The 25,532-nt window shown below is 68.9% G+C and carries 27 protein-coding genes; 15 read left to right on the top strand and 12 right to left on the bottom strand.

Going from position 1 to position 25,532, the window contains the following annotated elements; genetic code table 11:
- Position 1: 1 nt before the first annotated feature.
- Complete coding sequence (locus tag DL990_RS14480) at positions 2 to 301, bottom strand: thiamine-binding protein (RefSeq protein WP_005167823.1); 300 nt, start codon at positions 299 to 301, stop codon at positions 2 to 4.
- 87 nt (positions 302 to 388) lie between these two features.
- Here DL990_RS14480 and DL990_RS14475 point away from each other — a divergent pair, with 87 nt between their 5' ends.
- Positions 389 to 889: a MarR family winged helix-turn-helix transcriptional regulator gene (locus tag DL990_RS14475; protein WP_125799000.1), complete on the top strand. Its 501-nt coding sequence runs from the start codon at positions 389 to 391 to the stop codon at positions 887 to 889.
- A gap of 72 nt (positions 890 to 961) precedes the next feature.
- On the opposite strand, the gene DL990_RS14470 is transcribed toward DL990_RS14475, so the two are convergent.
- The 4 genes from DL990_RS14470 to DL990_RS14455 form a co-directional block, all read right to left on the bottom strand.
- Positions 962 to 1,330, bottom strand: a complete 369-nt coding sequence (locus tag DL990_RS14470; protein ID WP_125786852.1) for a DUF3817 domain-containing protein — start codon at positions 1,328 to 1,330, stop codon at positions 962 to 964.
- A gap of 203 nt (positions 1,331 to 1,533) precedes the next feature.
- On the bottom strand, positions 1,534 to 3,921 hold the full coding sequence (locus tag DL990_RS14465; protein ID WP_199746389.1) for a GH92 family glycosyl hydrolase: 2,388 nt from the start codon (positions 3,919 to 3,921) through the stop codon (positions 1,534 to 1,536).
- Between the two features lie 105 nt (positions 3,922 to 4,026).
- Complete coding sequence (locus DL990_RS14460) at positions 4,027 to 5,316, bottom strand: FAD-dependent oxidoreductase (RefSeq protein WP_125786853.1); 1,290 nt, start codon at positions 5,314 to 5,316, stop codon at positions 4,027 to 4,029.
- An 82-nt stretch (positions 5,317 to 5,398) separates the two neighbouring features.
- Complete coding sequence (locus DL990_RS14455) at positions 5,399 to 6,004, bottom strand: TetR/AcrR family transcriptional regulator (RefSeq protein ID WP_125786854.1); 606 nt, start codon at positions 6,002 to 6,004, stop codon at positions 5,399 to 5,401.
- A 194-nt stretch (positions 6,005 to 6,198) separates the two neighbouring features.
- On the opposite strand from DL990_RS14455, the gene DL990_RS14450 reads away from it, so the two are divergent.
- The 5 genes from DL990_RS14450 to DL990_RS14430 are packed head-to-tail and all read left to right on the top strand — an operon-like array spanning position 6,199 to position 11,074.
- The gene (locus tag DL990_RS14450; RefSeq protein WP_125786855.1) at positions 6,199 to 7,185 is read left to right on the top strand and encodes a LacI family DNA-binding transcriptional regulator; all 987 of its coding nucleotides are present in this window, start codon (positions 6,199 to 6,201) and stop codon (positions 7,183 to 7,185) included.
- A complete protein-coding gene (locus DL990_RS14445) occupies positions 7,182 to 8,237 on the top strand; it encodes a class I mannose-6-phosphate isomerase (protein ID WP_125798999.1) in 1,056 nt (351 codons plus the stop codon). Before DL990_RS14450 ends, DL990_RS14445 begins: the two co-directional genes overlap by 4 nt.
- Entirely contained in the window at positions 8,234 to 8,998 is a 765-nt protein-coding gene (locus DL990_RS14440) for an ATP-binding cassette domain-containing protein (protein WP_125786857.1), read from the top strand. The genes DL990_RS14445 and DL990_RS14440 overlap by 4 nt, the downstream gene beginning before the upstream one ends.
- Complete coding sequence (locus tag DL990_RS14435) at positions 8,995 to 10,056, top strand: ABC transporter permease (protein ID WP_125786858.1); 1,062 nt, start codon at positions 8,995 to 8,997, stop codon at positions 10,054 to 10,056. The genes DL990_RS14440 and DL990_RS14435 overlap by 4 nt, the downstream gene beginning before the upstream one ends.
- Before the next feature lie 28 nt (positions 10,057 to 10,084).
- Positions 10,085 to 11,074, top strand: coding sequence for an ABC transporter substrate-binding protein (locus DL990_RS14430; protein ID WP_199746387.1), 990 nt, complete (start codon positions 10,085 to 10,087; stop codon positions 11,072 to 11,074).
- 62 nt (positions 11,075 to 11,136) lie between these two features.
- Here DL990_RS14430 and DL990_RS14425 read toward each other — a convergent pair whose 3' ends face one another.
- A complete protein-coding gene (locus tag DL990_RS14425) occupies positions 11,137 to 11,634 on the bottom strand; it encodes a hypothetical protein (RefSeq protein WP_233620474.1) in 498 nt (165 codons plus the stop codon).
- Between the two features lie 74 nt (positions 11,635 to 11,708).
- On the opposite strand from DL990_RS14425, the gene DL990_RS14420 reads away from it, so the two are divergent.
- The 6 genes from DL990_RS14420 (at position 11,709) to DL990_RS14395 (ending at position 17,633) form a co-directional block, all read left to right on the top strand.
- Positions 11,709 to 12,755, top strand: coding sequence for a sensor histidine kinase (locus tag DL990_RS14420; protein ID WP_199746385.1), 1,047 nt, complete (start codon positions 11,709 to 11,711; stop codon positions 12,753 to 12,755).
- Positions 12,752 to 13,522, top strand: a complete 771-nt coding sequence (locus DL990_RS14415) for a LytTR family DNA-binding domain-containing protein (RefSeq protein WP_125798997.1) — start codon at positions 12,752 to 12,754, stop codon at positions 13,520 to 13,522. The genes DL990_RS14420 and DL990_RS14415 overlap by 4 nt, the downstream gene beginning before the upstream one ends.
- Positions 13,519 to 13,866, top strand: a complete 348-nt coding sequence (locus DL990_RS14410; protein ID WP_034315466.1) for a membrane protein — start codon at positions 13,519 to 13,521, stop codon at positions 13,864 to 13,866. The genes DL990_RS14415 and DL990_RS14410 overlap by 4 nt, the downstream gene beginning before the upstream one ends.
- On the top strand, positions 13,866 to 15,599 hold the full coding sequence (locus DL990_RS14405) for a cation acetate symporter (protein WP_125798996.1): 1,734 nt from the start codon (positions 13,866 to 13,868) through the stop codon (positions 15,597 to 15,599). The genes DL990_RS14410 and DL990_RS14405 overlap by 1 nt, the downstream gene beginning before the upstream one ends.
- A 67-nt stretch (positions 15,600 to 15,666) precedes the next feature.
- On the top strand, positions 15,667 to 16,008 hold the full coding sequence (locus DL990_RS14400; protein ID WP_125786863.1) for a DUF485 domain-containing protein: 342 nt from the start codon (positions 15,667 to 15,669) through the stop codon (positions 16,006 to 16,008).
- The gene (locus tag DL990_RS14395; protein ID WP_125786864.1) at positions 16,005 to 17,633 is read left to right on the top strand and encodes a cation acetate symporter; all 1,629 of its coding nucleotides are present in this window, start codon (positions 16,005 to 16,007) and stop codon (positions 17,631 to 17,633) included. Before DL990_RS14400 ends, DL990_RS14395 begins: the two co-directional genes overlap by 4 nt.
- Before the next feature lie 58 nt (positions 17,634 to 17,691).
- Here the strand turns inward: DL990_RS14395 and DL990_RS14390 are convergent, their stop codons facing one another.
- Together DL990_RS14390 and DL990_RS14385 are read right to left on the bottom strand one after the other, a co-directional pair.
- Complete coding sequence (locus tag DL990_RS14390) at positions 17,692 to 18,435, bottom strand: isocitrate lyase/phosphoenolpyruvate mutase family protein (protein WP_125798995.1); 744 nt, start codon at positions 18,433 to 18,435, stop codon at positions 17,692 to 17,694.
- A complete protein-coding gene (locus DL990_RS14385; RefSeq protein ID WP_125798994.1) occupies positions 18,432 to 18,896 on the bottom strand; it encodes a carboxymuconolactone decarboxylase family protein in 465 nt (154 codons plus the stop codon). The genes DL990_RS14390 and DL990_RS14385 overlap by 4 nt, the downstream gene beginning before the upstream one ends.
- A 46-nt stretch (positions 18,897 to 18,942) precedes the next feature.
- On the opposite strand from DL990_RS14385, the gene DL990_RS14380 reads away from it, so the two are divergent.
- Positions 18,943 to 20,322: a PLP-dependent aminotransferase family protein gene (locus tag DL990_RS14380; RefSeq protein WP_125798993.1), complete on the top strand. Its 1,380-nt coding sequence runs from the start codon at positions 18,943 to 18,945 to the stop codon at positions 20,320 to 20,322.
- Positions 20,323 to 20,397: 75 nt separating this feature from the next.
- Here the strand turns inward: DL990_RS14380 and DL990_RS14375 are convergent, their stop codons facing one another.
- Complete coding sequence (locus tag DL990_RS14375) at positions 20,398 to 21,078, bottom strand: peptidylprolyl isomerase (RefSeq protein ID WP_125799254.1); 681 nt, start codon at positions 21,076 to 21,078, stop codon at positions 20,398 to 20,400.
- Positions 21,079 to 21,224: 146 nt separating this feature from the next.
- Here DL990_RS14375 and DL990_RS14370 point away from each other — a divergent pair, with 146 nt between their 5' ends.
- Positions 21,225 to 21,812 carry a hypothetical protein gene (locus tag DL990_RS14370; protein ID WP_125798992.1) on the top strand — a complete coding sequence of 196 codons (588 nt, stop codon included), beginning with the start codon at positions 21,225 to 21,227 and terminating at the stop codon, positions 21,810 to 21,812.
- Positions 21,813 to 22,227: 415 nt separating this feature from the next.
- On the opposite strand, the gene meaB is transcribed toward DL990_RS14370, so the two are convergent.
- Entirely contained in the window at positions 22,228 to 23,196 is a 969-nt protein-coding gene (meaB, locus tag DL990_RS14365; RefSeq protein ID WP_125798991.1) for a methylmalonyl Co-A mutase-associated GTPase MeaB, read from the bottom strand.
- Positions 23,197 to 23,201: 5 nt separating this feature from the next.
- Positions 23,202 to 24,383, bottom strand: a complete 1,182-nt coding sequence (locus tag DL990_RS14360; RefSeq protein WP_125798990.1) for an acetyl-CoA C-acetyltransferase — start codon at positions 24,381 to 24,383, stop codon at positions 23,202 to 23,204.
- Between the two features lie 131 nt (positions 24,384 to 24,514).
- Here DL990_RS14360 and mce point away from each other — a divergent pair, with 131 nt between their 5' ends.
- A complete protein-coding gene (gene mce / locus DL990_RS14355) occupies positions 24,515 to 24,964 on the top strand; it encodes a methylmalonyl-CoA epimerase (RefSeq protein WP_125798989.1) in 450 nt (149 codons plus the stop codon).
- On the opposite strand, the gene DL990_RS14350 is transcribed toward mce, so the two are convergent.
- Entirely contained in the window at positions 24,958 to 25,521 is a 564-nt protein-coding gene (locus DL990_RS14350; protein ID WP_125786872.1) for a TetR/AcrR family transcriptional regulator, read from the bottom strand. The two genes, mce and DL990_RS14350, sit on opposite strands and share 7 nt — an antisense overlap.
- Between the last annotated feature and the right edge of the window lie 11 nt (positions 25,522 to 25,532).

Genomic DNA, 25,532 nt, shown 5'->3' with positions numbered 1-25,532 from the left:
CCTACTCGCTCAGGTGCTTCTCGACGCGTTCCACCTTCGCGGTCAGCTGGCCTTCGTAACCCGGCCGGATGTCGGCCTTGAGCACCAGCCCGACCCGTGACGAGCCCTCGCCCGCGGCCTCGACGGCGCGTTTGACGACGTCCATCACTTCGTCCCACGAGCCCTCGATGTTGGTGAACATGGCGTTGGTGGAATTGGGCAGGCCGGATTCGCGCACCACTTTCACCGCGCGGGCGACGGCCTCGCTGACCCCGCCGTCTTCCTCGGCCGCGGATGGGCTGACACTGAAGGCCACGATCATCTTCTGCTCCTCGTTCAGACACTTTTCCCACGCATAACACCCGGTCGTGCGGCGTGGCACGGGTACCCGCTGGTAACTTCGACCGCCATGAGCCGTCCGTTGCCGTTCGACCCGATCGCCCGCGCGGCGCAGCTGTGGGAAGCCCGTATCGGGCCGTCCGAAACCATGGCCGCGGTGACCGGGATCATGCGCGTGCAACAGATCATCCAGTCCGCGGTGGACGGCGCGCTCAAACCGCACGGGCTGACCTTCGCCCGGTACGAGGCGCTGGTCCTGCTGACCTTCGCCCGCGCCTCCCACCTGCCGATGCGGGTAATGGGCGAGCGGCTCCAGCTGCATCCGACGAGCGTCACCAACATCGTCGACAGGCTCGAGAAGGACGGCCTGGTCAAGCGCGTGCCGCATCCGACCGACCGCCGGACCACCTTGGTCGAGATCACCGACGAAGGCCGCGCACGGCGCGAAGGGGCCACGAAGGCGGTCACCGAAATCGACTTCGGACTGACCGGGCTCACCGGCAAGCAGACCGAGCAGCTGACCGACCTGCTCACCAAGGTCCGCAAGGCCACCGGCGACTTCACCGAATAACCCGCAAGTACGTGAAGGCCCCCTTCATTGCGCTAGACGCAATGAAGGGGGCCTTCACGTACTTGCCGAAGATCAGACGGCGACAGGTTCCGAAGACTTGCCCGCGAACAGGCCGACACCGCCGTGCGTGAGCCGCTGCGGGCCGTCCAGCTTGCCGTTGCGCAGCGCCCAGGACTCGAACAGCCAGGTGAACAGCGGCGGGATGCTGGAGAGCAGCGCGAGGATCAGTGTCTTCGGGCGCCAGCCGAGCGGCTTCGCCACGGACAGGGAGACCAGCACGTAGAGGACGAACACGACACCGTGCACCATGCCGAGGACGGGAACGCCGCCCTCGCCGAGCTTGACGGCGTACTTGAGGAACATCCCGACCAGCAGCCCGGCCCAGGAAAGGGCTTCGGCTACCGCGGCCACGCGGAATACTAGAGCGGCCTTGCTGGACACTTTCTCCTCCTGTGGGGTCTCACCACTATGTGTGTGCACATGACTACGTCCGACGAGCACTGTCCAAGGCGGACTCGCCAAGAACGTCAACAGCGCTGTCGGACGTGGTAATACCAGTGTGAGGCGTGACGGCCCTCACCGGAACACCGGGGGCCGTGATGCTCCTCACGACCCCCGGAACGAACCGGTCTAAACCACTCGGATCACCCGGCGCAGGGCGATTTCGGCGCCCCTTCGGGGCCGGTCGCCCACGTCGCCTTCGACGGATCGTCCGTGAGCTTGAAGTCCAAAGTGGTCCCCCGCGTCAACTGTTCCAAGCCGACATACGCCCGCTGCGAGCCGGATCCCATTCCTTGGACGTACTGGAGCTTCGACGCGTCGGCGCCGTCGGCTTTGATCGTGATGTCACGGCCGTTCTCCAGATGCACCACGGACTTCTCGAATCGCGGCGCGTTGAGCACGAACTGCCCGGTGCCCGGCACCGCCGGATACAGGCCCAGCGCGCTGAAGACGTACCACGCGGACATGGTCCCGAGGTCGTCGTTGCCGGTGACACCGTTCGGCGCGTTGGTGAACAGCGTATGCGCGGCGCGCACCACGGCCGAGGTCTTCCACGGCTGCCCGGTCAGCGTGTACATCCACGGCGAGTGGAGGTCGGGCTCGTTGTTCGGGTTGTAGCGGAACTGGTTGTAGTAGTTGTACGGGCCGACGACCCATTCCTCGCGCACGGTCTTCGCCGGGTCCTTGACCAGATCCCCGTAGGCGAAGAAGTCGTCGAGCCGTTTGCCGACGTTCTCCTTGCCGCCCATGCGTTCGACCAGCCCGGGAACGTCCTGCTGGGTCAGCCACTGGTACTGCCACGACGTGCCCTCGTGGAAGCCGTCCTGGCTCTGCGGGTCGAACGGCTTGCCCGCCGGGCTGAACCATTCGCCGCCTTCGAGCTTCGGCCGGTAGAAACCGGTGAAGCCGCGGTCGGTCACCGTGGAATCCCACAGGGTGCGATAGCTGCGTCCCTTGTCGGCCAAGGCCTTCGCGTCGTCCTTCTTGCCGAGACCGGCCGCCATGATGGACAACGAGCAGTCCGCGAGCGCGTATTCCAATGTGGCCGAAGCACCGTGGTTCGGGTCGGTGTCCTGCCCCTTCTTCGGGAAGTCCTTGTCGTACTGGACGAACCCGTCCTTCTGGTAGCTCGCGTTGCCCGAGCGGCCCTGGAACGGCGAGGACGCCGGCGGGATCTCGCGCGAGTTCTGCAGAAGTGCCTGGTATGCCTTGAACTCCTGTCCGGACAGCGCGCCGAACCGCCACAGGTCGACCAGGAACGGGGTGACCGGATCGCCGGTCATCGTGTTCGTCTCCTGGTTCGCGTACGCCCAGCGCGGCAGCCAGCCGCCCTGGTCGTGGATGGCGAGCACGGACTTCGCGACGTCCTTCGCCCGAGCAGGCCGCAAGAGGGCGAGCAGCTGGTTCTGTGTGCGATAGGTGTCCCACAACGAGAAGAACTCGTAGTAGGTCCAGCCCAGCGCCCGGTGGATCTTGTCGTCGAAACCGCGATAGCGGCCGTCGGCGTCGTTGCCGGTCAGCGGCTGCAGCAGCGCGTGGTAGAGCGAGGTGTAGAACACCGTTCGGTCGTCCTTCGACGCGCCCTTGATGTCCACTGAGGACAGTTCCTTGCGCCAGGCACGCTGTGCGCCGTCGCGGACCGCGTCGAACGAGCGGCCCTTCTCCGCCGCCAGGTTGAGCCGGGCGCCGGAAGCGTCCACATGGGAGATCGCCGTCGTCGCGGTGACCTGTCCGCCGCCGAAGGTCAGCCAAGCGCCACGAAGGCCCTCCCCGCCCGCGGATTCCTTCGAGCCCGGCGTGCCACCCGTCGGCGACCAAGTCCCGAAGGACTTGAACGGCTTGTCGAATGTCGTGGTGAACCAGGTCTTGTACGGTTTGCCACCGCAGAACGCCTGCGACTCCACCATGCCTTCGACCGTCCGGTCGCCGACGACGCGGATCTGGCTCGCCGTCACGGGTTCCTTGTCGTTGGCCTGCCCGACGTTGACGAAAACGTTCGCGTCGCCCGATTTCGCGAAGGTGTACCGCTCGACACCGGTCCGCGTGGTCGCGGTGGTCTCCGCGTCGACGCCGCCGTAGCCGGTGAGCCGCACCTTGTAGTAGCCGGGTTTCCCGACCTCGCCCTCGTGCGTGTACGGCGAGGCGTACTTCTTGTGGTCGAACGTCTCGGGCTTGGCGGTGTCGAACGCCGCGCCCGGGCCGACGGCGCCGGTGGTGGGCAGCGACGACACGAGGCCGCCCTGCTCCCAGCAGCCCGCGCCGGACAGGAAGAAGTGCCCGAAGCCGCGGATCGCGGTGTCGTCGTAGCGATAGCCGGCGTAATGCGATGAGATCGGGCTGACCTGCGTCATCCCGAAAGGGGCCGAGGCGCCGGGAAAGGTGTTGCCGTCGTCCTTGGTGCCGATGAAGGTGTTGACCGCGTCCACGGGGTCGCCACCGGGCGCCGCCGCCGCGACGGGCGTGAGCAGCCCGGCGGGGACGACAAGCGCGGTGAGCAACCCGGCGACGCGGGTCGAAGTGCGTGCAGGCATGGGAAAGGCCGCCTCCTGACAACGTTGTCGCTGTCCGCTCACCTTCGGCAAGAACAGACCACCTGGTCAAGAGGTCCGCCAAACCCTGTCCATTTCGCGACAAGTTCACCCGAGGGCTTCGGCCACCTCTCGCGCCGCGCGTTCGCCCGCCTCGATGGCACCGTCGAGGTAGCCGGGGTGCTCGCGGGCGGTTTCCGAACCCGCCCAGTGCAGATGCCCGGCCGGAGCCGACGGAAACGGCGGGAAACCGTCGGTGGTACCCGGCACGGGCAGTGCGATGTACCCGCCGCCGGCGTGCTTGTCGAGGTGCCAAGCCTTTTCGTGCCAGCCGGCGGGTTCGAGCACGGCGGAGCCGAGATGCGGGACCAGCGGTCCGAGCAGCGCGTCACGACGGGCCGCGGCGTCCAGCCCGTCGAGGCCCCGTGCCCGGGGCCCGCCGACCAGCACGCACAGATGTCCCGGCCCGCCGGGAGCGGTCGTGTCGAACACCGTGTGCCCGAGGCCGTCCAGGACGAGGAACTCGCCGTTCGCACGCTCCCGCCAGAACGGCCGGTCGTAGACCGCGATCGCCTTGTACACGATCCCCATGTAGGTGTGCTTCTCCAGATCGAGTCGCGGTCGCGGCAGGGCGGGCTCGTGCGAGATCCGCGCGGCGATCGGCGGCGGCACGGCGACGACCGCCTTCGCCGCCCGAAAGTGATCCGTCCCGGTCCGCACGGTGACCCCGTCGCCGTCACGGACGATCGAGGCGACCGCCGCCCCGGTCCGCACCCATGAGCCGAGCTCGGCGGCGAGACCGTCGACGAGTGCTCCCATGCTCTCGACGAGCAGAGCCTCCTGCGCTCCACCTGCCGTCGACAGCATGGTCCGCAATCCGCCCTGCGCGCGGATCATCCTGGTCATCGCTTCGACGGAGAACCGGTCGGGGTCGACGGTCCACGACACGGAGGCGACGGCCTCCAGCAATCCGCGAGCCCGGCGGCCCGGCACCGCGCGCAGCACGGATCCGAGTGTCGTGCGGTTCCACCGTTTCGGCGTTCCCGTCCTGCTCAGCATGCCCGCCGCGGCCAGCGCGAAACCGGCGGGCCACAGAGCGGGCGACCAGAGCGGCACCCGCTTGCCCGCCTCGATCAATCCGGGAAATGTCCCGGTGTGCATGGGAAACTCGGTGGCGCCGAATTCGGCCGCCAGCGCCCTGACCCGGTGATGATCGGCCCCGATCCACTGCCCGCCGAGGTCCAGCCGGGACCCCAGCGCGGTCGTCTCGCCCAGGACCCGCCCGCCGATCCGGTCCGCGGCCTCCAGTACGACGACTTCGACGCCTCGCCGGCACAGGGCACGCGCCGCCACCAGCCCGGACAAACCAGCACCGACGACCACGACAGTCGTGTCCATTCGCCGCCCTCCGAAATTCAGTCAGTCGTATGACTTGACCCTAGGGCAGGTCGAGAACCTCCGCAACAACGCTGGTCAGACGTCAGACGGGCCGGATGTCCGCCGAGGCAATGAGCATCGCGATCATGGTGTCGAGATCGGCGCGTGCGCGTTCCTCGTCGGGTTCGCAGACGTACTGCGCGATGAGCCCGTCGACGCCGGCGAGCATCACCCTGGCGAGCCGGTCGTAGGGCAGCGCGCATTTCTCGCCCGCGTCGACGGCGGCCCCCCTGCACCAGCCGGTCAGCACCGCGACGTAACGCCGGTACTGCCAGCTCGCCATGCTTTCCTGTCCCGGCTTCCGCAGCGCGTAGTGCAGCAGTTCGCCCTGCATCAGCTGCAGCTTGACGTGGTCGGCGACCAGCTCCGACCAGAAACTCGTGAGCCCCTGGCGGATCGCGTGCGCCAGCCCGCGGTCGAGTTCGACCGTCCCGGTCAGCACGGTCGAGATCTCCTCGACGACGTCCTCGATCACCGCGCGCAGCAACGCCTCCTTGCTGGAGAAGACATACTGCAGCGTGCCGAGCGGGACGTCGGCCTCCGCGGCGACCGCCCGCAGGGTCGTCGCAGTGACGCCGTCGCGCAGCATCACCTCGCGCGCGGCGGCGACGAACTGCCTGCTGCGCACCGACGCTTCGACATACGGCATTCCGCACTCCCCTCGATCGGACAAGACCCTGCCACAGCCCCGGCACGGGTAACGGTTCGACTTCGGATGACGCCTCCAGGACGAACCGGGCATTGACATCATCGCGTCGCTGGCGTTCAATTCCGGCCACTATGACAACGTTGTCTTCCAGCGGACCGGACAGCGGCCACCGCACCACCGGCCGACGGGCCACGATGAGTGACGTGGCCCGCCTCGCGGGCGTGAGCATCAAGACCGTCTCGCGGGTAGTGAACGACGAGCCCGCCGTCCATCCGGACACCGCGGAGCGCGTCATGGCGGCGATCGAGCAGCTCGGGTTCCGGCGCAATCTCGGCGCGCGGAACCTGCGGCGCGGCTCGACGACCGGGACGATCGGCCTGATCGTCGAAGACGTCGGAAACCCGTTCTACTCGGAGCTCAACCGGGCCGTCGAACGCATCGCGACCTCGTTCGGGCGTCAGGTGCTGACCGGTTCTTCGGAGGAGAACTCCGACCGCGAACGGGAACTGGTCCTGGAGTTCTGCTCCCGCCGGGTCGACGGCATCCTCGTGGTCCCGGCCGGAATGCAGCACGGCTACCTGGTCCCCGAGATGCGCGCCGGCACGCCGGTGGTGTTCCTCGACCGGCCCGCCGGCGACATCGTGGCCGACACGGTGCTCGTCGACAACATCGGCGGCACCGTCGAAGCGGTCGCCCACCTGGCGAAACACGGCCACCGCCGGATCGCGTTCCTCGCCGACAGCCCGGACATCTTCACCGCGGGCGAACGGCTGCGCGGGTTCCGGGAGGGCTGTGTCCGCAACGGGATCCCCTACGACGAGAGCCTCGTCGTGATGCGCACGCCGACCGCAGAGAGCGTCAGCGACGCCGTGCGACGGCTGCTCACCGGGCCGAATCCGGCCACCGCCGTGATCGCGGGCAACAACCGGGTCGCCGTGCACCTGCTGCGCGCGCTGGCGCACGCCGAACGGCGTCCCGCGATGATCAGCTTCGACGACTTCGAGCTGGCGGATCTGCTGGATCCGCCGGTCTCCGTGATCGCGCACGACGTGAGCGCGCTGGGCCGGGCGGCCGCGGAACTGCTGTTCGCCCGGGTACAGGGAGATCAATCCGCACCGAGAAAGGTAGTTCTGCCCGTGCATCTCGTAGCCCGCGGTTCCGGGGAGGTCGCCCCTTCATGAGCGGCCACCTCGAACCGATCCGCCTGCCGGCGAACCAGCCGCCGCAGTTCTACCGCGGCGGTGACGCCATCGCCGCGTTGCGAGAAGCCCCCTCGGAGAGCAAGTTCGGCCCCGAAGACTGGGTCGGCTCGGCCACCACGATGTTCGGCCAGGAGACCAACGGCCTGACCAAGCTGCCCAACGGGGTCTGGCTACGCGACGCCGTCCGCGAGAACCCGTCCGCCTGGCTCGGCGCGAAACACGTCGAGGCGCTCGGCGATTCGACCGGCCTGCTGGTGAAGCTGCTCGACGCGGGCCAGCGCCTGCCGGTGCACTTCCACCCGTCGGACTCGTTCGCGAAGCGGCACTTCGACTCGCACTTCGGCAAGACCGAAGCGTGGATCGTGGTCGGCACCTACGGCGAAGACCCGCGCGTCTACCCGGGCTTCAAGGAGACCGTCGACAAGGCGACGGTCAACGAATGGGCCCGCAGCCAGGACGCGCCCGCCATGCTCGGCGCGCTGAACAGTGTCGCGGTCACCCCCGGCGACACGGTCTACATCCCGGCGGGCCTGCCGCACGCGATCGGCGAGGGCGTGTTCGTCGTCGAACTCCAGCAGCCGACCGACTTTTCGCTGACCCTGGAATGGCGTGACTTCCTGGCGAACCCGGAGAAGGCGCACCTCGGCATCGGGTTCGAGACCGCCATCGAAACCCTGGACACCTCGGGCTGGGACGAAGAACGGCTCGGCTCGATCGTCAAGCGCACCGCGGGCGATAACGCGTCCACTGTGGACCTGCTCGCCGACGGCAGTGACGCGTTCTTCCGCGCCGACCGGCTCCGTCCCGTTGTTTCCGGCAGGTCGACAACGTTGTCACTCGACCCGTCGTTCGCGGTGCTGGTCGTCATGGACGGGTCGGGAACGCTCCGCACCGAACACGGCGGCGAGTACGCCCTGCGCAAGGGCGAGACCTACGTGGTCCCGCACGACGCCGGTCAGGCGGCCGTGGAGGGCGATGTCACGATCATCCGCTGCCGTCCGCCCGCCCCCGAGAAGAGGGAGCGATCGTGAGCGAACTCCTGCTCGACGCACAGAACCTGGTCAAACGCTACGGCTCGGTGGAGGCGCTGCGCGGCGCGTCGTTCCAGGCGCGGGCCGGTGAGGTCACCGCGCTGATCGGCGACAACGGCGCCGGGAAGTCCACTTTGGTCAAATGCCTGTCCGGCGCGGAACAGCCGACGTCGGGCAAGATCCTGCTCGACGGATCCGAGGTGGTGCTCGAATCCCCCACCACGGCACGGCGGATGGGGATCGAGACGGTGTACCAGGACCTCGCGGTCGCACCGGAACTCGACCCCGCCGCGAATCTGTTCCTCGGCAGGGAGATCCACCGCAAGGGGATCCTCGGCAAGCTCGGGATGCTGGACAAGGCCGAGATGAAGCGTCAAGCCGTGGAGGAGTTCCAGCGGCTCGGCGTGACCCTCCAGAGCACCGACGTCCCGATCGGCTCGCTTTCGGGCGGGCAGCGGCAAAGCGTCGCCGTCGCCCGGTCGGTCGTCTGGGCCTCGAAGGTCGTGTTCATGGACGAGCCGACGGCCGCGCTCGGCGTCGTGCAGCGCGAACGCGTGCTCGACGTGATCAAGAAGGTGCGGGACAAGGGCATCGCCGTCGTGCTGATCAGCCACAACATGCCTGAGGTGCTGTCGGTGGCCGACCGCGTCGAGGTGCTGCGGCTCGGCAAGCGCGTCGCCCGGTTCACCGGCTCCGACACGAAACTGGAAGACCTGGTCGCCGCGATGACGGGCGCCCTCGTACAAGAGGAGGCGGCGTGACCGTGTCCACTCCGGCGAAGAACGACCCCGAGATCCAGACCTCGGTGGACGGTGGCTTCGGCAAGCGTTCGCTGGGACAGCGGATGATCGGGGCGAACACGTTCTGGATCGCGCTGGTGCTGCTGGCGCTGATCATCGTGTTCACCGCCATCGCGCCCGCCGAGTTCGCGACGGTGTTCACCTTCCAGACCCTGCTCATCGAGACCTCGGTGCTGCTGGTGCTCTCGGTCGGCATGACGTTCGTGATCATCACCTCCGGTATCGACCTCTCGGTCGGCTCGGTGCTGATCTTCGCGGGCATGGTGGCCGGCAAGACGATGGAGGCGCTGAGCCCGGACGGTGACGCGACGAAGGCCGGTTGGGGCGTCATCACCGCCGGGCTCGTGGCGGCCGTCGTCGCGGGCACGATCTGGGGCCTCATCAACGGTTTCCTGATCGCGGTGGCGAACATCCCGCCGCTGATCGTCACGCTCGGCACGATGGGTGCCGCGCTCGGCGCCGCGTACCTGCTGAACAACGGGTCCGACGTGCGCAGCGTGCCGACCGAGCTCAACAAGACGCTCGGCTACGGGACGTCGTTCGGCGGGGTGCCGAATCTGGTGCTGGTGGCCGTGGTGATCACGCTGATCGGTGCCTGGCTGTTGCACACCACCAAATTCGGCCGCTACACCTACGCCGTCGGCTCCAACGCCGAGGGCGCGCGCCGGGCGGGCATCGGGGTGACCGCGCATCTGCTGAAGGTGTACACGCTCACCGGTTTCCTCGCCGGTGTCGCCGGTTTCCTGTCGCTCGCGTACTACGCGTCGACGACGATTTCGGCGCACACCACCGACAACCTCAACGCCATCGCCGCCACGGTGATGGGCGGCACGAGCCTCTTCGGCGGTGTCGGTTCGGTGCTGGGCACGGTGATCGGCGTGTTCATCCCGGCCGTGCTGAAGAAGGGCTTCAACATCACGCAGGTCCAGGACTTCTGGCAGATGATCGCGGTCGGCGCGGTGCTGATCGCCGCGGTCTGGTTCGACCAGCGGCGCCGTCGCCGCCGCAACTCTCGTTGATTCCTACGCACAAAGAGGTGCAATCCCCATGAAGAAGACCCTGCTCGTCGCCGGTGCCGCCGTCTCCGCCGCCCTCCTGCTGACCGCTTGCGGCGGTGGCACGGTCGGCGAGTCGCCCTCCGGTGACTCCGGTGCCAAGACCAACAACAAGAAGCTGTCGCTGATCCCGGGCGTGCAGGCCGAGCCGTTCTACATCTCGATGCAGTGCGGCGCCGAGGCCGAGGCCAAGAAGGCGGGCTACGAGCTCACCACGCAGGCCCCGCAGAAGTTCGACGCGGCCATGCAGACCCAGCTGGTCAACGCGCTGGGCTCCAACCCGCCCGCCGCGCTGCTCATCGCGCCGACCGACGCGCAGGCGATGCTCGCGCCGATCCAGCAGGTCAAGACCCGCGGCGCGAAGATCATCGAGGTCGACACCGCGCTGAAGGACACCAGCGTGGCCGAGTCGTCCATCTCCTCGGACAACGCCGAGGGCGGCAAGCTCGCCGCCAAGACGATGGCGGAACTGGCCGCGGGCAAGACCGGTTCGGTGCTGGTGCTCGACACCATCGCGGGCACCTCGACCACGAACACCCGCGCGAAGGGCTTCGAGGACGAGCTGAAGAACTACCCGAACCTGAAGTCCGCGGGCGTGCAGTTCACCCAGAACGAGCCCGACCAGGCCGCGTCCAAGGTGACCGCCGCGCTGGCGTCCACCCCGGACCTGATCGGCATCTTCGCGACCAACCTCAACACCGGTGAGGGCGCCGCGACCGGCCTGCGGAACGCGGGCAAGATCGGCGCGGTCAACCTGATCGGCTTCGACGCGTCGCCGTCGGAGATCGAGGGTCTGAAGAAGGGCGAGTACCAGGGCCTCATCGCGCAGGACCCGGCCGCCATCGGGCAGCAGGGCGTGCAGCAGGCCATCGCGGCGCTGGAGGGCAAGCCGGTGACGCGCAACCTGACCGCTTCGCTGCACTCCATCACCAAGGCGAACATGGACGCGAACGCCCAGTACTTCTACAAGCAGAGCTGCTGACGCGTTTCGGTACTGCTAGGAAAGGACCGTTCCTTGCGAAATTTGCAAGGAACGGTCCTTTCCTAGCATCCGGGAGCGGCTCGCTCCCGCAGCTCGACCACCCCAGCCGGAGCGAAGCGCGTGAGAGCCCCGTACAGCGCAACACCCCCACCCAGGTGACCCAGCGCGTACACGTACTCGCCGTCCTCCAGAAGGTCCTCCGGCCCGGACCCGGTCCACGACAGCCGGTAGTGCCACCAGTGCATCCACCGCCCCACCCGCCGCTTCTCCCGCCACACGCGCAGCCGCCGCACTTCGGTCCACCCGACGGCGAACTGACCCGCCACCTCGAAGCCCGAAGCGGACACCGTCAAGAAGGTGGCCGAGCGCCGCAGAGCGAGCAGGATAAGCCCCGCGAAACCCACGCTGAGCAGGCTGAACACCACCCCGGACACCGAGCCGGAGAACAACGACAGAACGACGGCCACCAGGCCGCCCCCGCCGAACACCACGAACCCCGCCCACGCGAGCCGGCGCATCACGACGTCCAGCCGGAGCACCACGGCATCCCCAGTGACCATGTCCGGAGCGTAACCGCCGAAACCCCGCACCGACGTTAGGATCCAGTCCTCGACGTCGCGGAGGGAGGTGGCCGATGAGCACGCGTCTGCCCTGGCGTCCCGCCGCGAGCGCGGATCCGGTGCCGGTACTCGCGGCCGCCCAGCGCGTCTCCGACGATCTCATGGACGGCCTCGCCGGGCCGCGCGCGCGTCATGCCACGCACGGCCTCCGCCGCTTGTTCGGCGTCCCCGGCCTCGGGCTGACCGACCTTTCCGGCTCGCTGATCTGGTCCGGCCGCCCGGCGGCGGACGACGTCGTGGTCTCGGCGCTCGACGAGGTCCTCCACTCCGAGACGCCGGTGTCCGAGCCCGGGCTGGTCGCGCTGCCGCTCCACGTCCACGACGAACTCGCCGGCGTCCTCCTGGTCATCGAAGGCAAGACCGCCATCGCCCGCCAGGCCGCCGAACTCGTCGTCCACGCGCTCGAACGTGGCAGGTTGGAGGCCTCCGCCGAGCAGGCGGCGGAGGCGGAACTGCGCGCGCTGCGGGCCGAGATCTCGCCGCATTTCGTCTACAACGCGCTCACCGTGATCTCCTCGCTGGTCCGCTCCGACCCCGATCGCGCCCGTGATCTGATGCTCGACTTCGCCGAGTACACCCGCTACAGCGTCGCCCGGCACGGCGAGTACACGATGCTCGCCGACGAGTTCGGCGCCATCGAGACCTACCTGGCGCTCCAGCGCGCGGTGCTCGGCGAGCGGCTTCGGGTGCAGGTGCGGGTGGCGCCGGAGGTGCTGGCCGTCGCGGTGCCGTACCTCGTATTGGAACCGTTGGTGGAGAACGCGATCCGGCACGGGATCGAGCCACGCGCCGAGGCGGGGTTCATCCAGGTTCAGGGAATGGCGGAAGGGAACGACTGCGTGATCAGCGTCGAGGACGACGGTGTCGGCATGGACCCCGCACGCGCGGCGGCGATCCTGGCCGGACGCGGCGAAGACGGCGGCGTCGGACTGGCCAATGTGGACAGAAGGCTGCGCAGCGTCTACGGGCCGTGGTACGGCCTGACGGTCGAGACCGAGACCGGCGCGGGCACCAGGGTCGTGGTGCGGGTGCCCCGATTCCAGCCGGGGGTGCTGCCGTGACGAACGGGCTGCGGGTGCTGGCGGTCGACGACGTCCCGCCCGCCCTCGACGAGCTGTGCAGCCTGCTGCGCGAGGCACCGGAAGTCGCCGAGGTGGTCGCGGCCGGTGACGCGCTGAACGCGCTCAAGCTGTTGCAGGGTGACCATTTCGACGCCGTCTTCCTCGACATCTCCATGCCGGGGCTCGACGGGCTGGAGCTCGCCTCGCTGCTGGCGCGGCTCAACCGGCCGCCGGTGATCGTGTTCGTCACCGCGCACGACGGTCACGCCGTGGCCGCGTACGGCATCGGCGCCGTCGACTACCTGCTCAAACCGGTCCGCGCGGAACGGCTGTCCGCCGCACTGTCCAAAGTGGTCCGGATGGCGGGCAACCAGGCCGACGAGCCGAAACCGGCGCCGGACGCGATGTCCGCGCTGCCGGTGGAATCCGGTGGGCGCACGCGATACGTCCGCCGTGACGAAGTCCAGTTCGTCGAGGCGCACGGCGACTACGTCCGGCTGCACACGAAATCCGGCGTCCACGTCACGCGCATGCCCATCTCCCGGCTCGAAGAGTACTGGGAGGGAACGGGTTTCACCCGCGTGCACCGGAGCTTCCTGCTCGCCGTGGACGCGGTGCTCGAACTGCGCAGCGACACCACCGGCGGCTTGCTGGCGCATACCGAAGCGGGTGACGTGCCGGTGAGCCGCCGCCACGCGCGCGACCTGCGCGACCGGTTGCTCGCCGCCGCGCAACGCGGCGAACTGGGCAGGGGAAGCCGCCGGTGAGCCGCGTCAAACGGGTCGCCGTCACCAGCCCGCAGACCCGGCTCGCGCATTCGCGGCGCCGTTCGCGCGGGCGCTGGCGGGTCCCCCGGCTGGCCGCGGGCGACGCCGAACGCGCGGACGCGCTCTACCGGGCCCAGCGCCGTCGCGGGCTTCCCGCGCTGGCCGGGATGTTCGGGCTGGTGTTCGGGCTCCCGCTGGTGTTCGGGGTGTTCCCCGGGCTGGATTCGGTGCGGCTGCTGGGTATCCCGCTGTCCTGGCTGATGATCGCGATCCTCCCGTATCCGGCGATGGCGCTGCTGTCGTGGTGGCAGCTGCGCCGGGCGGAAAAGATCGAGGACGAGTAGTGGTCGCGGCGCTCTCGGTGGCCCCCGTCGTGCTGATCACCCTGCTGATCGGGTTGCGCGGCGTCGCGGCCATGCGCACGACGTCGGACTTCCTCGTCGCCTCGCGCCGGATCTCGCCGCTGGTCAACTCGGCCGCGGTCTCCGGCGAATACCTGTCCGCCGCGTCGTTCCTCGGGGTGGCGGGGCTGGTGGTGAAGGACGGCATCGGCGCGCTCTGGTACCCGGTCGGGTTCACCGCCGGGTACATCGCGATGCTGGTGCTCGTCGCGGCGCCGATGCGGCGCTCCGGTGCGCTCACCGTCCCGGACTTCGCCGAAGCCCGGCTGGCCTCCCCCGCCCTGCGCCGCCTCGCCGCGGTCGTCGTCCTCGTGATCGGAACCCTTTACCTGGTACCGCAATTCCGTACCGCGGGGCTGGTGCTGACCGCTGTCGGCGGCACGCCGTACTGGGTCGGTGTCGTCATCGCGGGCGCCGCCGTCAGCGCGACACTTGCGCTCGGCGGGATGCGCGCGGCGACCTACGTCCAGGCCTTCCAGTTCGTGCTGAAACTGCTGCTGTTCCTCGTCCCCGCGATCTGGCTGGTCTCCCAGGTCTCCCCGGAGGAACGATCGGCTTCGGTGCACCCGGTGGAGTTCACCCACTTCGACCGCGACACCCGGCTGTCCTTCGAGATCGACGTGACACTGACCCTGCGCGAGCCGACCACCCTGCTCACCCCGGAAAAGCACGTCGTGCCGCCGGGAGAACTGGTGGCCAGGAGCGGGCAGACCCTGGAATTCGCCGAGGGCACACCGGTTCCCGCCGTCCGGGGCGGTGCGCCGCTGGGCGGCCCGGACTGGCAACGGCCGCTGCTCGACCTCGGCGACCAGGGCTATCCGCTGCTCGGCACGTGGGCGATCCTGATCGCCACCATGCTCGGCACCATGGGCCTGCCGCATGTCCTGATGCGCTTCCACACCAGCCCGGACGGCCGCGCCGCACGCCGGACCGCGGCGATCACCGTCGCCCTGCTCGGCGTCTTCTACCTGTTCCCCGGGGTTTACGGCGTCCTCGGCCGGGTGCTGGTGCCCGAACTGTACGTCTCCGGCGCGACGGACACCGTCGTCGTCGCGCTGCCGGCGCAGGTCGACGACGGCTGGGCGGGGTCGCTGTTCACCGGGCTGCTGACGGCGGGCGCGTTCGCCGCGTTCCTGGCGACGTCGCTCGGGCTGCTGCTGGTGATCTCCGGCGCGGTCGCGTACGACCTGGCGCCCGGCGGCCTGCGGAGACTGCGCTGGTCGGTGCTCGGGGCGGCCGCGGTGATGGTCCTGCTCGCGTTGCCGTCCGCGCGGCTGGACGCGGGCGTCCTCGTCACCTGGGGTTTCACCGTGGCCGCGTCGACGTTCTGCCCGTTGCTGGTACTCGGCATCTGGTGGAACCGGCTCACCGCCGCGGGCGCGATCAGCGGTGTCCTCTCCGGGCTCGTCGCGTCTTCGGGCTCGATCCTGGTGGCGCTGTTCGTCCCGAGCCTGAGCGGTCTGCCCGCGATCCTGGTGTCACAGCCCGCGCCGTGGTCGGTTCCGCTGGCATTCGGAGTAATGATCGTGGTTTCCTTGCGGGGCAGGCCACCCGCGTGGTCGACGGCCGCCATGTTGCGGCTGCATCTGGACGATCGCACAGCCGAAACCCCTTCGTCGTGGTCCGACCACCGTTCGTCGACCGTTCGTCGTCTCGGCAGACGTTTGAACCGCTGAAGGTTCCGGCCGTCCTTACCTCTCCTTAACGTGTCGCGGAACACATTCGCGGCGCAAGGAGAGCACGATGAGTACCGAAACGAACGCTCCCAGTCCGCCTGAAACGGACTGGGACAAGGCCCACGACAGCCCCGAGTTCAAGGAGTTGCGTGCGCGGCTGCGCCGGTTCGTGTTCCCGGTCTCGGTGCTGTTCCTCGTCTGGTACCTGCTCTACGTGCTCCTCGCCGACTACGCGCACGGCTTCATGAGCACGAAGCTGGTCGGCAACATCAACGTCGGCCTCGTCTTCGGTCTGCTGCAGTTCGTTTCGACCTTCGTGATCACCGGGCTCTACGTCCGCTACGCGAACAAGAAACTCGACCCCATCGCGGAGAAGATCCGCACGGACCTCGAGAGTGAGACCAAATGACCCTCGCCGCCGGAGTCGAGGGCAGCAGCCCCGTACTCAACATCACCATCTTCGGCCTCTTCGTGGTCGTCACGCTGTTCGTCGTGTTCCGGGCCAGCCGCAACTCGAAGACGGCGTCGGACTACTACGCCGCGGGCCGCGCGTTCACCGGTCCGCAGAACGGCGTCGCCATCGCGGGCGACTACCTGTCCGCCGCGTCGTTCCTCGGGATCGCGGGCGCCATCGCCGTCTACGGCTACGACGGTTTCCTTTACTCCATCGGATTCCTGGTGGCATGGCTGGTGGCGTTGCTGCTGGTCGCGGAACTGCTGCGCAACACCGGCAAGTTCACCATGGGCGACGTGCTGGCGTTCCGGATGAAGCAGCGCCCGGTGCGGGCCGCGGCAGCGACGTCCACCCTGGCCGTCTCGTTCTTCTACCTGCTGGCGCAGATGGCCGGTGCCGGTGGTCTGGTCGCGTTGCTGCTCGGGATCGAGAGCAAGGCCGGGCAGGCCGCGATCATCGTGATCGTCGGCATCATCATGATCGCCTACGTGCTCATCGGCGGGATGAAGGGCACCACCTGGGTCCAGATCATCAAGGCCGCGCTGCTCATCGTCGGCGCGCTCGTGATGACGCTGTGGGTGCTCGGCCTGTACGGCTTCAATCTTTCCTCGCTGCTGCAAGGCGCCGTGGACAGGGCGGGCAGCGCCGGTGAAGCACTGCTCGGGCCGGGCAACCAGTACGGCAAGACCGGCACCACCAAACTGGACTTCCTGTCGCTGGGTATCGCGCTGGTGCTCGGAACCGCGGGCCTGCCGCACGTCCTGATGCGCTTCTACACGGTGCCGACGGCCAAGGAAGCCCGTCGTTCCGTGGTGTGGGCGATCGGCCTGATCGGCCTCTTCTACCTGTTCACCCTGGTGCTCGGCTACGGTGCCGGCGCGCTGGTCGGCGCGGACAAGATCAAGGCCGCGCCCGGTGGCGTGAACTCGGCGGCCCCGCTGCTGGCGCTGGAACTCGGCGGACCGGTCCTGCTCGGCCTGATCGCGGCGATCGCCTTCGCGACGATCCTCGCCGTGGTCGCGGGTCTGACGATCACCGCGTCGGCGTCGTTCGCGCACGACGTCTACGCCAACGTGATCAAGAAGGGCAAGGCGAGCCCGGCCTCGGAGGTGAAGGTCGCCCGGATCACCGCGCTGGTGATCGGCGCGGTCGCGATCCTCGGCGGCATTCTCGCCAACGGGCAGAACATCGCGTTCCTCGTGGCACTCGCGTTCGCGGTGGCGGCGTCGGCGAACCTGCCGACGATCCTGTACTCGCTGTTCTGGAAGCGCTTCAACACCCAGGGCGCGCTGTGGAGCATCTACGGCGGTCTCGCGGTCTGCATCGTGCTGATCATCTTCTCGCCGGCGGTTTCGGGTAAGCCCGTCGATGCGAAAACCGGGAAGAGCGCTTCGATGATCCAGGGCGTCGACTTCCACTGGTTCCCGCTGGACAACCCGGGCATCGTCTCGATCCCCGTGGCGTTCTTCCTCGGCTGGCTCGGCACCGTGCTGTCCAAGGAGCACAACCAGAAGAAGTACGCCGAGATGGAGGTCCGGTCGCTCACCGGCGTGGGTGCCGAAAAGGCCGTCGCCCACTAGTCGCCGGGACGGTGCGGCCGGCATCCAACGCCCCCGGCCGCACCGTCCCGGTTCCCATTCAGTAAGGCAGCTTCCCCGCAGTCAGTTCCGCCAGCTTCGCGCGGAGATCGGCGCGGACCGACTTCCACAGCCCGGTGCCCAGCGAGATCCGCGCCACCCCCAGTGTGGTGAGCGCGGAGAGATCGGGGCCTCCTGGCATCGGAGCGACGTTGACCGCTCCCGGCGCGACCGCCTTCACGAACTCGCCGAGCACCTCCGGCGACTTCACCATGATCGGATAGACGCAGTCCGCCCCGGCCTCGAAGTAGGCCTTGGCCCGCAAGATCGCGTCGTCCAGTACCGCTCGTTCGTCGGACGCGCCGAGGAAGACGTCGACGCGGGCGTTGATCACCAGCTCGTCCCCTGCCGCCTGGCGCAACCCCGCGATCCGTTCCGCCTGCGCCGCAGGCGAGCGAACTCCACCCGAAGCGTGGTCGGTGTCCTCGTAGTTGCAGCCGACGGCACCCGCTTCGGTCAGCCTCGCCGCGAGCTCTCCCGCTTCGAGCCCGTACCCGCCTTCCGCGTCGACGGTCACCGGCACCGAGACCGCCCGCGCGATCCTCGCCGCCGCGGCGAACATCTCGTCGACCGGCGCGACTTCCCCGTCGTCATACCCGAGGACCTTCGCGACGGCGAAGGAACTCGTCGCCACGACCGGGAAACCGGCGGCTTCCACGAGACGCGCGCTGTCGGCGTCCCACGCGTTCGGCAGGAGCAGCGGGGTTCCCGCGACGTGCAGTTCCCGCAGCCGGGCCGCCGTCATTCGGCGCGCTCGGGCAGCGGCGCGTGGCTGGTCACGCACATCCGGTTCCAGCTGTTGATCGCGATCGCCTCCCAGACGACGGCGCGGTACTGCTCCTCGGTGAAGACGCGGGTGGCCTCTTCGTAGACGTCGTCCGGGACGTCGTGCAGGGTCGCCACGTTCGTGATCGCCTCGGTGAGCGCGAGCGCGGCGCTCTCCTGCTCGGTGAACAGCTCGGTCTCGCGCCAGCCCTGCAGCACGAACAGCCGCCGCGGCGACTCGCCCATCTGCAGTGCCTCGTGAGAGTGCATGTCGAGGCAGAACGCGCAGTGGTTGATCTGCGACGACCGCATCTTCACCAGTTCGAGGATCTTCTGGTCGACACCGGCGTTGGCGGCGGCCTTCTCGACTTCGGCCTGCAGTTTCGCCATCGCCTGGTAGATCTCGGGCACTCGTTTGCCCACATGGATTCGCTCGGTCATACCGTCGAATCTAGCGGCGACTGGCCCACGAGTATGGTCCAGTCACATGGCAGATTCGTGGTCCAGTTCGGGAATAGACGTCCACTTGGACTGGCGTCCCGAAAGCGGCCGGACCGGGCTTGCCGCAGCGATCCGCGCGGCCATCCGGGAGGGACGCTGGCAGGCGGGCGCCGCGGTGCCCTCGACCAGGGCACTGGCGCAGGACCTGGGAGTGGCACGGGGAACGGTCACCCGGGTCTACGCCGACCTCGCCGCCGAGGGCTACCTGCGGACGGCGCAGGGCGCGCCGACCCGCGTCGCGACGGCGGGTGCGCTGCCCGCGTCACCACCGCGGCCCGTCCCCCGCGACCCGGCGCCGCGCTGGGATCTGCGCCCCGGCAGGCCGAACCTGTCCTCGTTCCCCCGGTCCGCCTGGCTCGCGGCGACCCGCCGGGCACTGCACCGGGCGCCGATGTCGGCGTTCGACTACACGGCCGAATCCGGCGCGCCGGAACTGCGGGAGACGCTCGCCGCGTACCTGGCCCGCAGCCGCGGCGTGGTCGCCGATCCCGAGCGCATCCTGGTGTGCGCCGGGTTCTCGCACGCGATGGCGATCCTGGCTCGGGTCCTGCACGCGCGCGGCGCGGACGAGATCGCGTTCGAGAACCCGTCACTGCACATCTACCGGGACATCGCCGCCCGCAACGGTCCCCGCGTGGTCGGTGTCCCGGTCGACGACCACGGGATCACGGTGTCCGCTTTGGACAGTCCGGCGGTCGTCGTCACCCCGGCGCATCAATATCCATTGGGCGTCACCCTCGCGCCCGGGCGAAGGGCGGAACTCACCCGATGGGCGGAGGAAACCGGCGCCGTCGTCATCGAGGACGACTACGACGGCGAGTTCCGGTTCGACCATCAGCAGGTCGGCGCGTTGCAGGCGCTGGCGCCCGAACGGGTCGTGTACGTGGGCACGACGAGCAAGACGCTCGCGCCGTCGTTGCGACTGGGCTGGATGGTGCTGCCGCGGTTCCTGGTCGAACCGGTACGCGCGGAGATGGCCGCGAGCGGGGCCCGACCCGCGCTGCTGGACCAGCTGGCGATGGCCGAACTGATCGAATCGGGCGCCTACGACCAGCACATCCGCCGCTGTCGCGCCGAATACCGCTCCCGGCGGGACGGGCTGCTCGCCGCCCTGCCGGATTCCGTGCTGCCGCAGGGGATCTCCGCCGGGCTGCATCTGGTGCTCCAGTTCCCCGGTGACCTGCCCCGGGAGATGGAGGTGCTGGCCGCCTGCCGCCGTCGCGCGATCGGACTCGAAGGGCTCAGCGGCCACTGGATCGGCGAGCCGCGACGCGAAGGCCTCATCATCGGGTACGGCGCCGCCGCGAAACACGCTTTCGGCGGCGCCACCCAAGCCCTGCGCGAAGCCATCTTCGAAGTCACCTAACCCCCGCAATTCGTCACCTACTTGCGATGCTTGAGGGTACGAACCACCGCAAGTAGATGACGAATTGCGAAGGGGTCAGCAGAACCAGGGGCGCGCCCGGAGGATGTCGGTCTTCAGGACGGGAGCGCCGTCGACCGGGGCGGGGTTCTCCGGGGTCGGCTTGATGCCGCCGGCGGCGACGTCGTCGAGGGTCTCGAGACCTTCGTGGCCGACGGTGCCGAAGATCGTGTAGTTCGGGCGCAGCGCGGAGTCGCCGTACACGACGAAGAACTGGCTTCCGTTCGTCGCCGGGCCCGCGTTGGCCATCGCGAGGACACCGCGTGAGTACACCTTGCGCTCGCCGGTCGGGTCGGTCGGCGCCGGCGGCAGGCCGACGGGCAGTTCGTCCTTGTACTTGTAGCCGGGACCGCCCTCGCCGGTGCCGCTCGGGTCACCGCACTGCAGCACCTTCAGCGTCGGGTACGCGGTCAGCCGATGGCAGGTCGTGCGGTCGTAGAACCGGTGCTTCGCCAGGTGCAGGAAGCTCTGCACCGTGCACGGCGCCTTCGCCCGATCGAGGGTCAGGTCGATCTCGCCCTGGTTCGTCTTGAGCTGGACCGGCACCTTGCCCCGATCCGGCGTGCGACGGGGGTCCGGCGGCAACGGGACCGGCCGCGCGGCCGGCTCGTCCGGCGTCTGCGTGTACTGGCACGGCCCCTTGGTGACCTTCGGCGGCGCGCCCTCCGCCGACGCCGTCCCGGTGCCTGCCGCGAGCATCAGCCCTGCCCCCAGCACTGCCACAAAGACCTTCGCGATCCTCTGCACGGTTCCTGCCTCCCAGCCGTGGACGAAGAAGAGAGCATAGGGTGAATCCCCACCGCTCACACAGGTCCGGAAGTAGGTCCGCGGTTAGGGTCGGAACCGTGGAGATCGCCGAACGACACCAATGGCAGCTGAACGCCCTGACCTTCCTGTACGCGTACACGCAGTACGTCCTCGTGCACGAACGGGTCATGGCGGGGCTGCCGCCGGACAAGCCGGCCGAACTCGACAAACCGCGCATGCTCAGGCTCGCCAAGGTCGTCGACGACATGATCCTCGACTTCCGCAAGGAGGACGGGCTGACCGATCTCGAACGGCGCCGGGTCATCCGTCTCGCCAGGGAGATCAAGTCGCACGTCCGGGAGAAGTGGCCGCTTCGCGATGCGTCGCTCACCGAGTGGATCGCCTCGGCCGCGGCGCACTTCTACTGCGAGGAGCACATCAACAACGGCTACGTCCGGATGGGCCGCGTCTTCGACCCCGACATGGCCGACCGGTTCCTGGAGCGCGTCGAGTTCTGCCGGGGGCAGACCGTCACGATCACGAACTACGCCAACAAGGTGGCCGACGGCGAACAGCTCACCTACGGCGAGACGAACCAGCTCGAAGTCTGGAAAGAGGACGCGATCGCCCATTTGGACAATCTCGACAGCGATTTCGGCGACATCAAGATGTACGTCGAATTCTGATCCTCGTGAGCGGCAAGGACGGTTATTGAGGGGTAGGTCAACCGTGGCGCGATCGAACCTTGGCGCGCAGGCCGTCTTCACCGACTTCGCGATGAGCCTGCCACCCCGGACGGCAGGGTTGCGGACCGACGTGCGAGCCCACCCCGGCGCGGAGTGTCCACAAGAGACACATCGCGCCAATTGCGTGCCCGATTGGTGTCATAATGTCTGGTTCTCGCGGGGGTCGTGAGTGACAAAGAGGGTTAGAACGACCATTGCCACTCACGACCCCCATGCAAAGCGCTCAAATCGGGCACGCAGGGGAGTCCTGGTGTCCCCTGTGGACGGTTGAGGGTCGTGATCGGCCCGACTGACCGGTCCCCGGCACCCGACACGCCACATTTGCCTTGCCCCTCAATAGAACCGTCATTACCACTCACGAGCCGCGCAGATCCTTGATGAGTTCTTCCGCCGCGGCGAACGGGTCGAGCGTTCGCGCCACCACGCGTTCGGCCAGTTCGGTGAGCCGGTCGCCGGAGCGCAGGTCGACGAGTTCCGCGCGCAGCCGCTGCAAGGCGATCGCCTCGACCTCGTCGCGGGCCCGCGCCGCGCGACGGCCGGGCAGTTCGCCGCGCTGGACCAGCCAATCGTGGTGTTGGTCCAACGCCCGGACGACGTCCTCGACCCCTTCGCCCCGTGAGGCCACCGTTCGCACGATCGGCTGACGCCAGCTCGGACCGTGGATCTCCCGGCGTACCAAGGAGATCATCTGCCTGAGGTCGTGCACGGTCGCGTCCGCGCCGTCGCGGTCGGCCTTGTTGACCACGAACACGTCCGCGATCTCCAGCACACCCGCCTTGGCCGCCTGGATCCCGTCACCCATCCCGGGCGCGAGCAGGACCACCGTGGTGTCGGCCAGTTTCACGACGTCCACTTCGGACTGACCGACGCCGACCGTCTCGATCAGCACGACGTCGAAACCGGCCGCGTCGAGCACCCGGACGGCCTGCGGGGTCGCCCACGAAAGGCCACCGAGATGCCCGCGGGTGGCCATCGAACGGATGAACACGCCGGGATCGGTGGCGTGTTCGGTCATCCTGATCCGGTCGCCGAGCAGCGCGCCGCCGGAGAACGGCGACGACGGGTCGATGGCCAGGACGCCGACCCTCGATCCCTTCGCCCGCAACGCGGTGAGCAGCGCGGAGGTCGATGTCGACTTGCCGACACCGGGTGGGCCGGTCAGCCCGATGACCCGCGCGTTGCCGGTGTGCGGCGTCAGTTTCGCCGCGACCTCGGGCAGCCGCGGATGGGCGTCCTCGACCAGCGACAGCAACCGGGCGATCGCGCGGGGGACGCCGTCCCGCGCGCGATCGACCAGTTCGTCGATGTCCAGCTGTACCGGCAAGGGCTTTACGGGACGCGGAGCAGCAGAGCGTCGCCCTGGCCGCCGCCACCGCAGAGAGCGGCCGCGCCGAGGCCGCCACCACGACGACGGAGTTCGTGGATCAGGTGCACGGCGAGCCGCGCGCCGGACGCGCCGATCGGGTGACCGAGCGCGATGGCGCCGCCGTCGACGTTCACCTTGTCCGCGCTGACGCCGAGCTTGTCGCCGGAGACCAGGCCGACGGCGGCGAACGCCTCGTTGATCTCGATGAGGTCGAGCGCGTCCGCGGTCAGCTTCTCCTTGGCCAGCGCGGCCAGGATCGCGTTCGACGGCTGCTCGTGCAGGCTCGCGTCCGGGCCGGCGACCACGCCGTGCGCGCCGATCTCGGCGAGCGGCGTCAGCCCCAGTTCCTCGGCCTTGGCCTTGCTCGCGACGATGACCGCGGCCGCGCCGTCGGAGATCTGCGACGCCGAACCGGCGGTGATCGTGCCGTCGGAGGCGAACGCCGGGCGCAGCTTCGCGAGGCCTTCCGCGGTGGTGTCGGCGCGGACGCCTTCGTCCTTCGAGAAGACGACCGGGTCGCCCTTGCGCTGCGGGATCGACACCGGCGCGATCTCGGCGTCGAAGCGGCCCTCCGCGATGGCGGCGGCGGCACGCTGGTGCGAGCGCGCGGAGAACTCGTCCTGCTGCTCGCGGGTGATGCCGTAGCGGCTGTTGTACTTCTCCGTGGACGAGCCCATGGCGACCTGGTCGAAGGCGCAGAACAGACCGTCGTAGGCCATGTGGTCGACGAGCGTGGTGTCGCCGTACTTGAAGCCCGCGCGGGACTTCGGCAGCAGATGCGGCGACTGCGTCATCGACTCCTGGCCGCCCGCGACGATCAGGTCGAACTCACCCGCGCGGATGAGCTGGTCGGCGAGCGCGATGGCGTCGAGACCGGAAAGGCAGACCTTGTTGATGGTCAGCGCCGGGACGGTCATCGGGATACCGGCGGCCACCGCGGCCTGGCGGGCGGGGATCTGGCCCGCGCCGGCGGTGAGCACCTGGCCCATGATCGTGTACTGGACCGCGTCCGGCGAGACACCGGCCTGCTCCAGCGCCGCCTTGATGGCGAATCCACCGAGTTGTGCGCCCGAGAAGTCCTTCAGGGAACCGAGCAATCGCCCGATCGGTGTACGGGCGGCACCCAGGATCACGGAACCGGACACGGCGTCCTCCAAGCATCGGCGCAAGGGCAAAGGGGGTCTTCGCGACCATACCCGGGTCGCGGGTCTCTTGATGGAGCCAGTGTGAGGCGGCGCACGCCGGTCCGCCCGCCCGCGCACCTATCCTGCTCTGCATGAACCAGGCGCTGAAACCGTTCGTGACGGCCATCGACCACGTCGGCATCGCGGTACCCGACCTCGACGCCGCGATCGCCTTCCACGCCGAGCATTTCGGCCTGGAGGTCGCGCACGAGGAGGTCAACGAGGAGCAGGGCGTCCGCGAGGCGATGCTGCGCGCGCCGGGCGCCGCCGGGACCGAGACCGCGATCCAGCTCCTCGCGCCGCTGCGCGACGATTCCGCGATCGGCAAGTTCCTCGCGAAGAGCGGCCCCGGGCTGCAGCAGCTGGCGTATCGAGTGTCCGATGTGGACGCCGCCGCGGCGGCACTGCGCGCGCAGGGACTCCGGCTGCTCTACGACGAGGCGAAGCGCGGCACTTCCGACAGCCGGGTGAACTTCGTCCACCCCAAGGACGCCGGCGGTGTGCTCGTCGAGTTGGTGGAGCCCGCGAAGGACGGTCACTGACCCCGCGTCAACGCTGAGGCGATGAAGAGGACCTCGCGGTCGATCTCCGCGGGGTCCTCGTCCTTGGTGTGCCGCGCTGTCGCGTGCCGGTGGCTGACCGCCCGCGCGAGCAGTCCGGACGCCGAATCGATGTCGGCCGCGGCGAGCTTGCCGCCGGTCGCGGCGACGATCACCGCCTTCACCTGGCGGACGAGTTGCTGGAACCGGTCGGCCAGCGCGTCGCGGACCGCGCGGTGCGTGTCGGCCTCGCGCCACAGCAGATGTGACAGCGCCAAGGAGCGGTTGAACCGCCTGTCGAGTTCGACGACGAGACCGCGAAGGCTGCCCACGAGGTCGCCGGGGACCACCACGACGGCCGGTTCGATCCGGGCGTCCGGCAGTTCGGCGACCAGCGCGGCCAGCAGGTCCGACTTACGCCGGAAGTAGTAGTGCACCAGGCCTTTCGGCACGCCCGCCCGCTCCGCGATCCGCGAAGTGGGCGTGGCGTCGAAACCGGATTCGGCGAAGAGCGCCTCCGCTGCTCGCAGGATGCGCTGTTTCGCCGAATCCTCTTTCACGCCGTTTCCTC

The organism is Amycolatopsis sp. WAC 01416, assembly GCF_003947485.1.
Lineage (GTDB): Bacteria > Actinomycetota > Actinomycetes > Mycobacteriales > Pseudonocardiaceae > Amycolatopsis.
The sequence above is the reverse complement of the archived record's forward strand: the minus strand, read 5'-3'. Positions and strand labels throughout refer to the sequence as shown.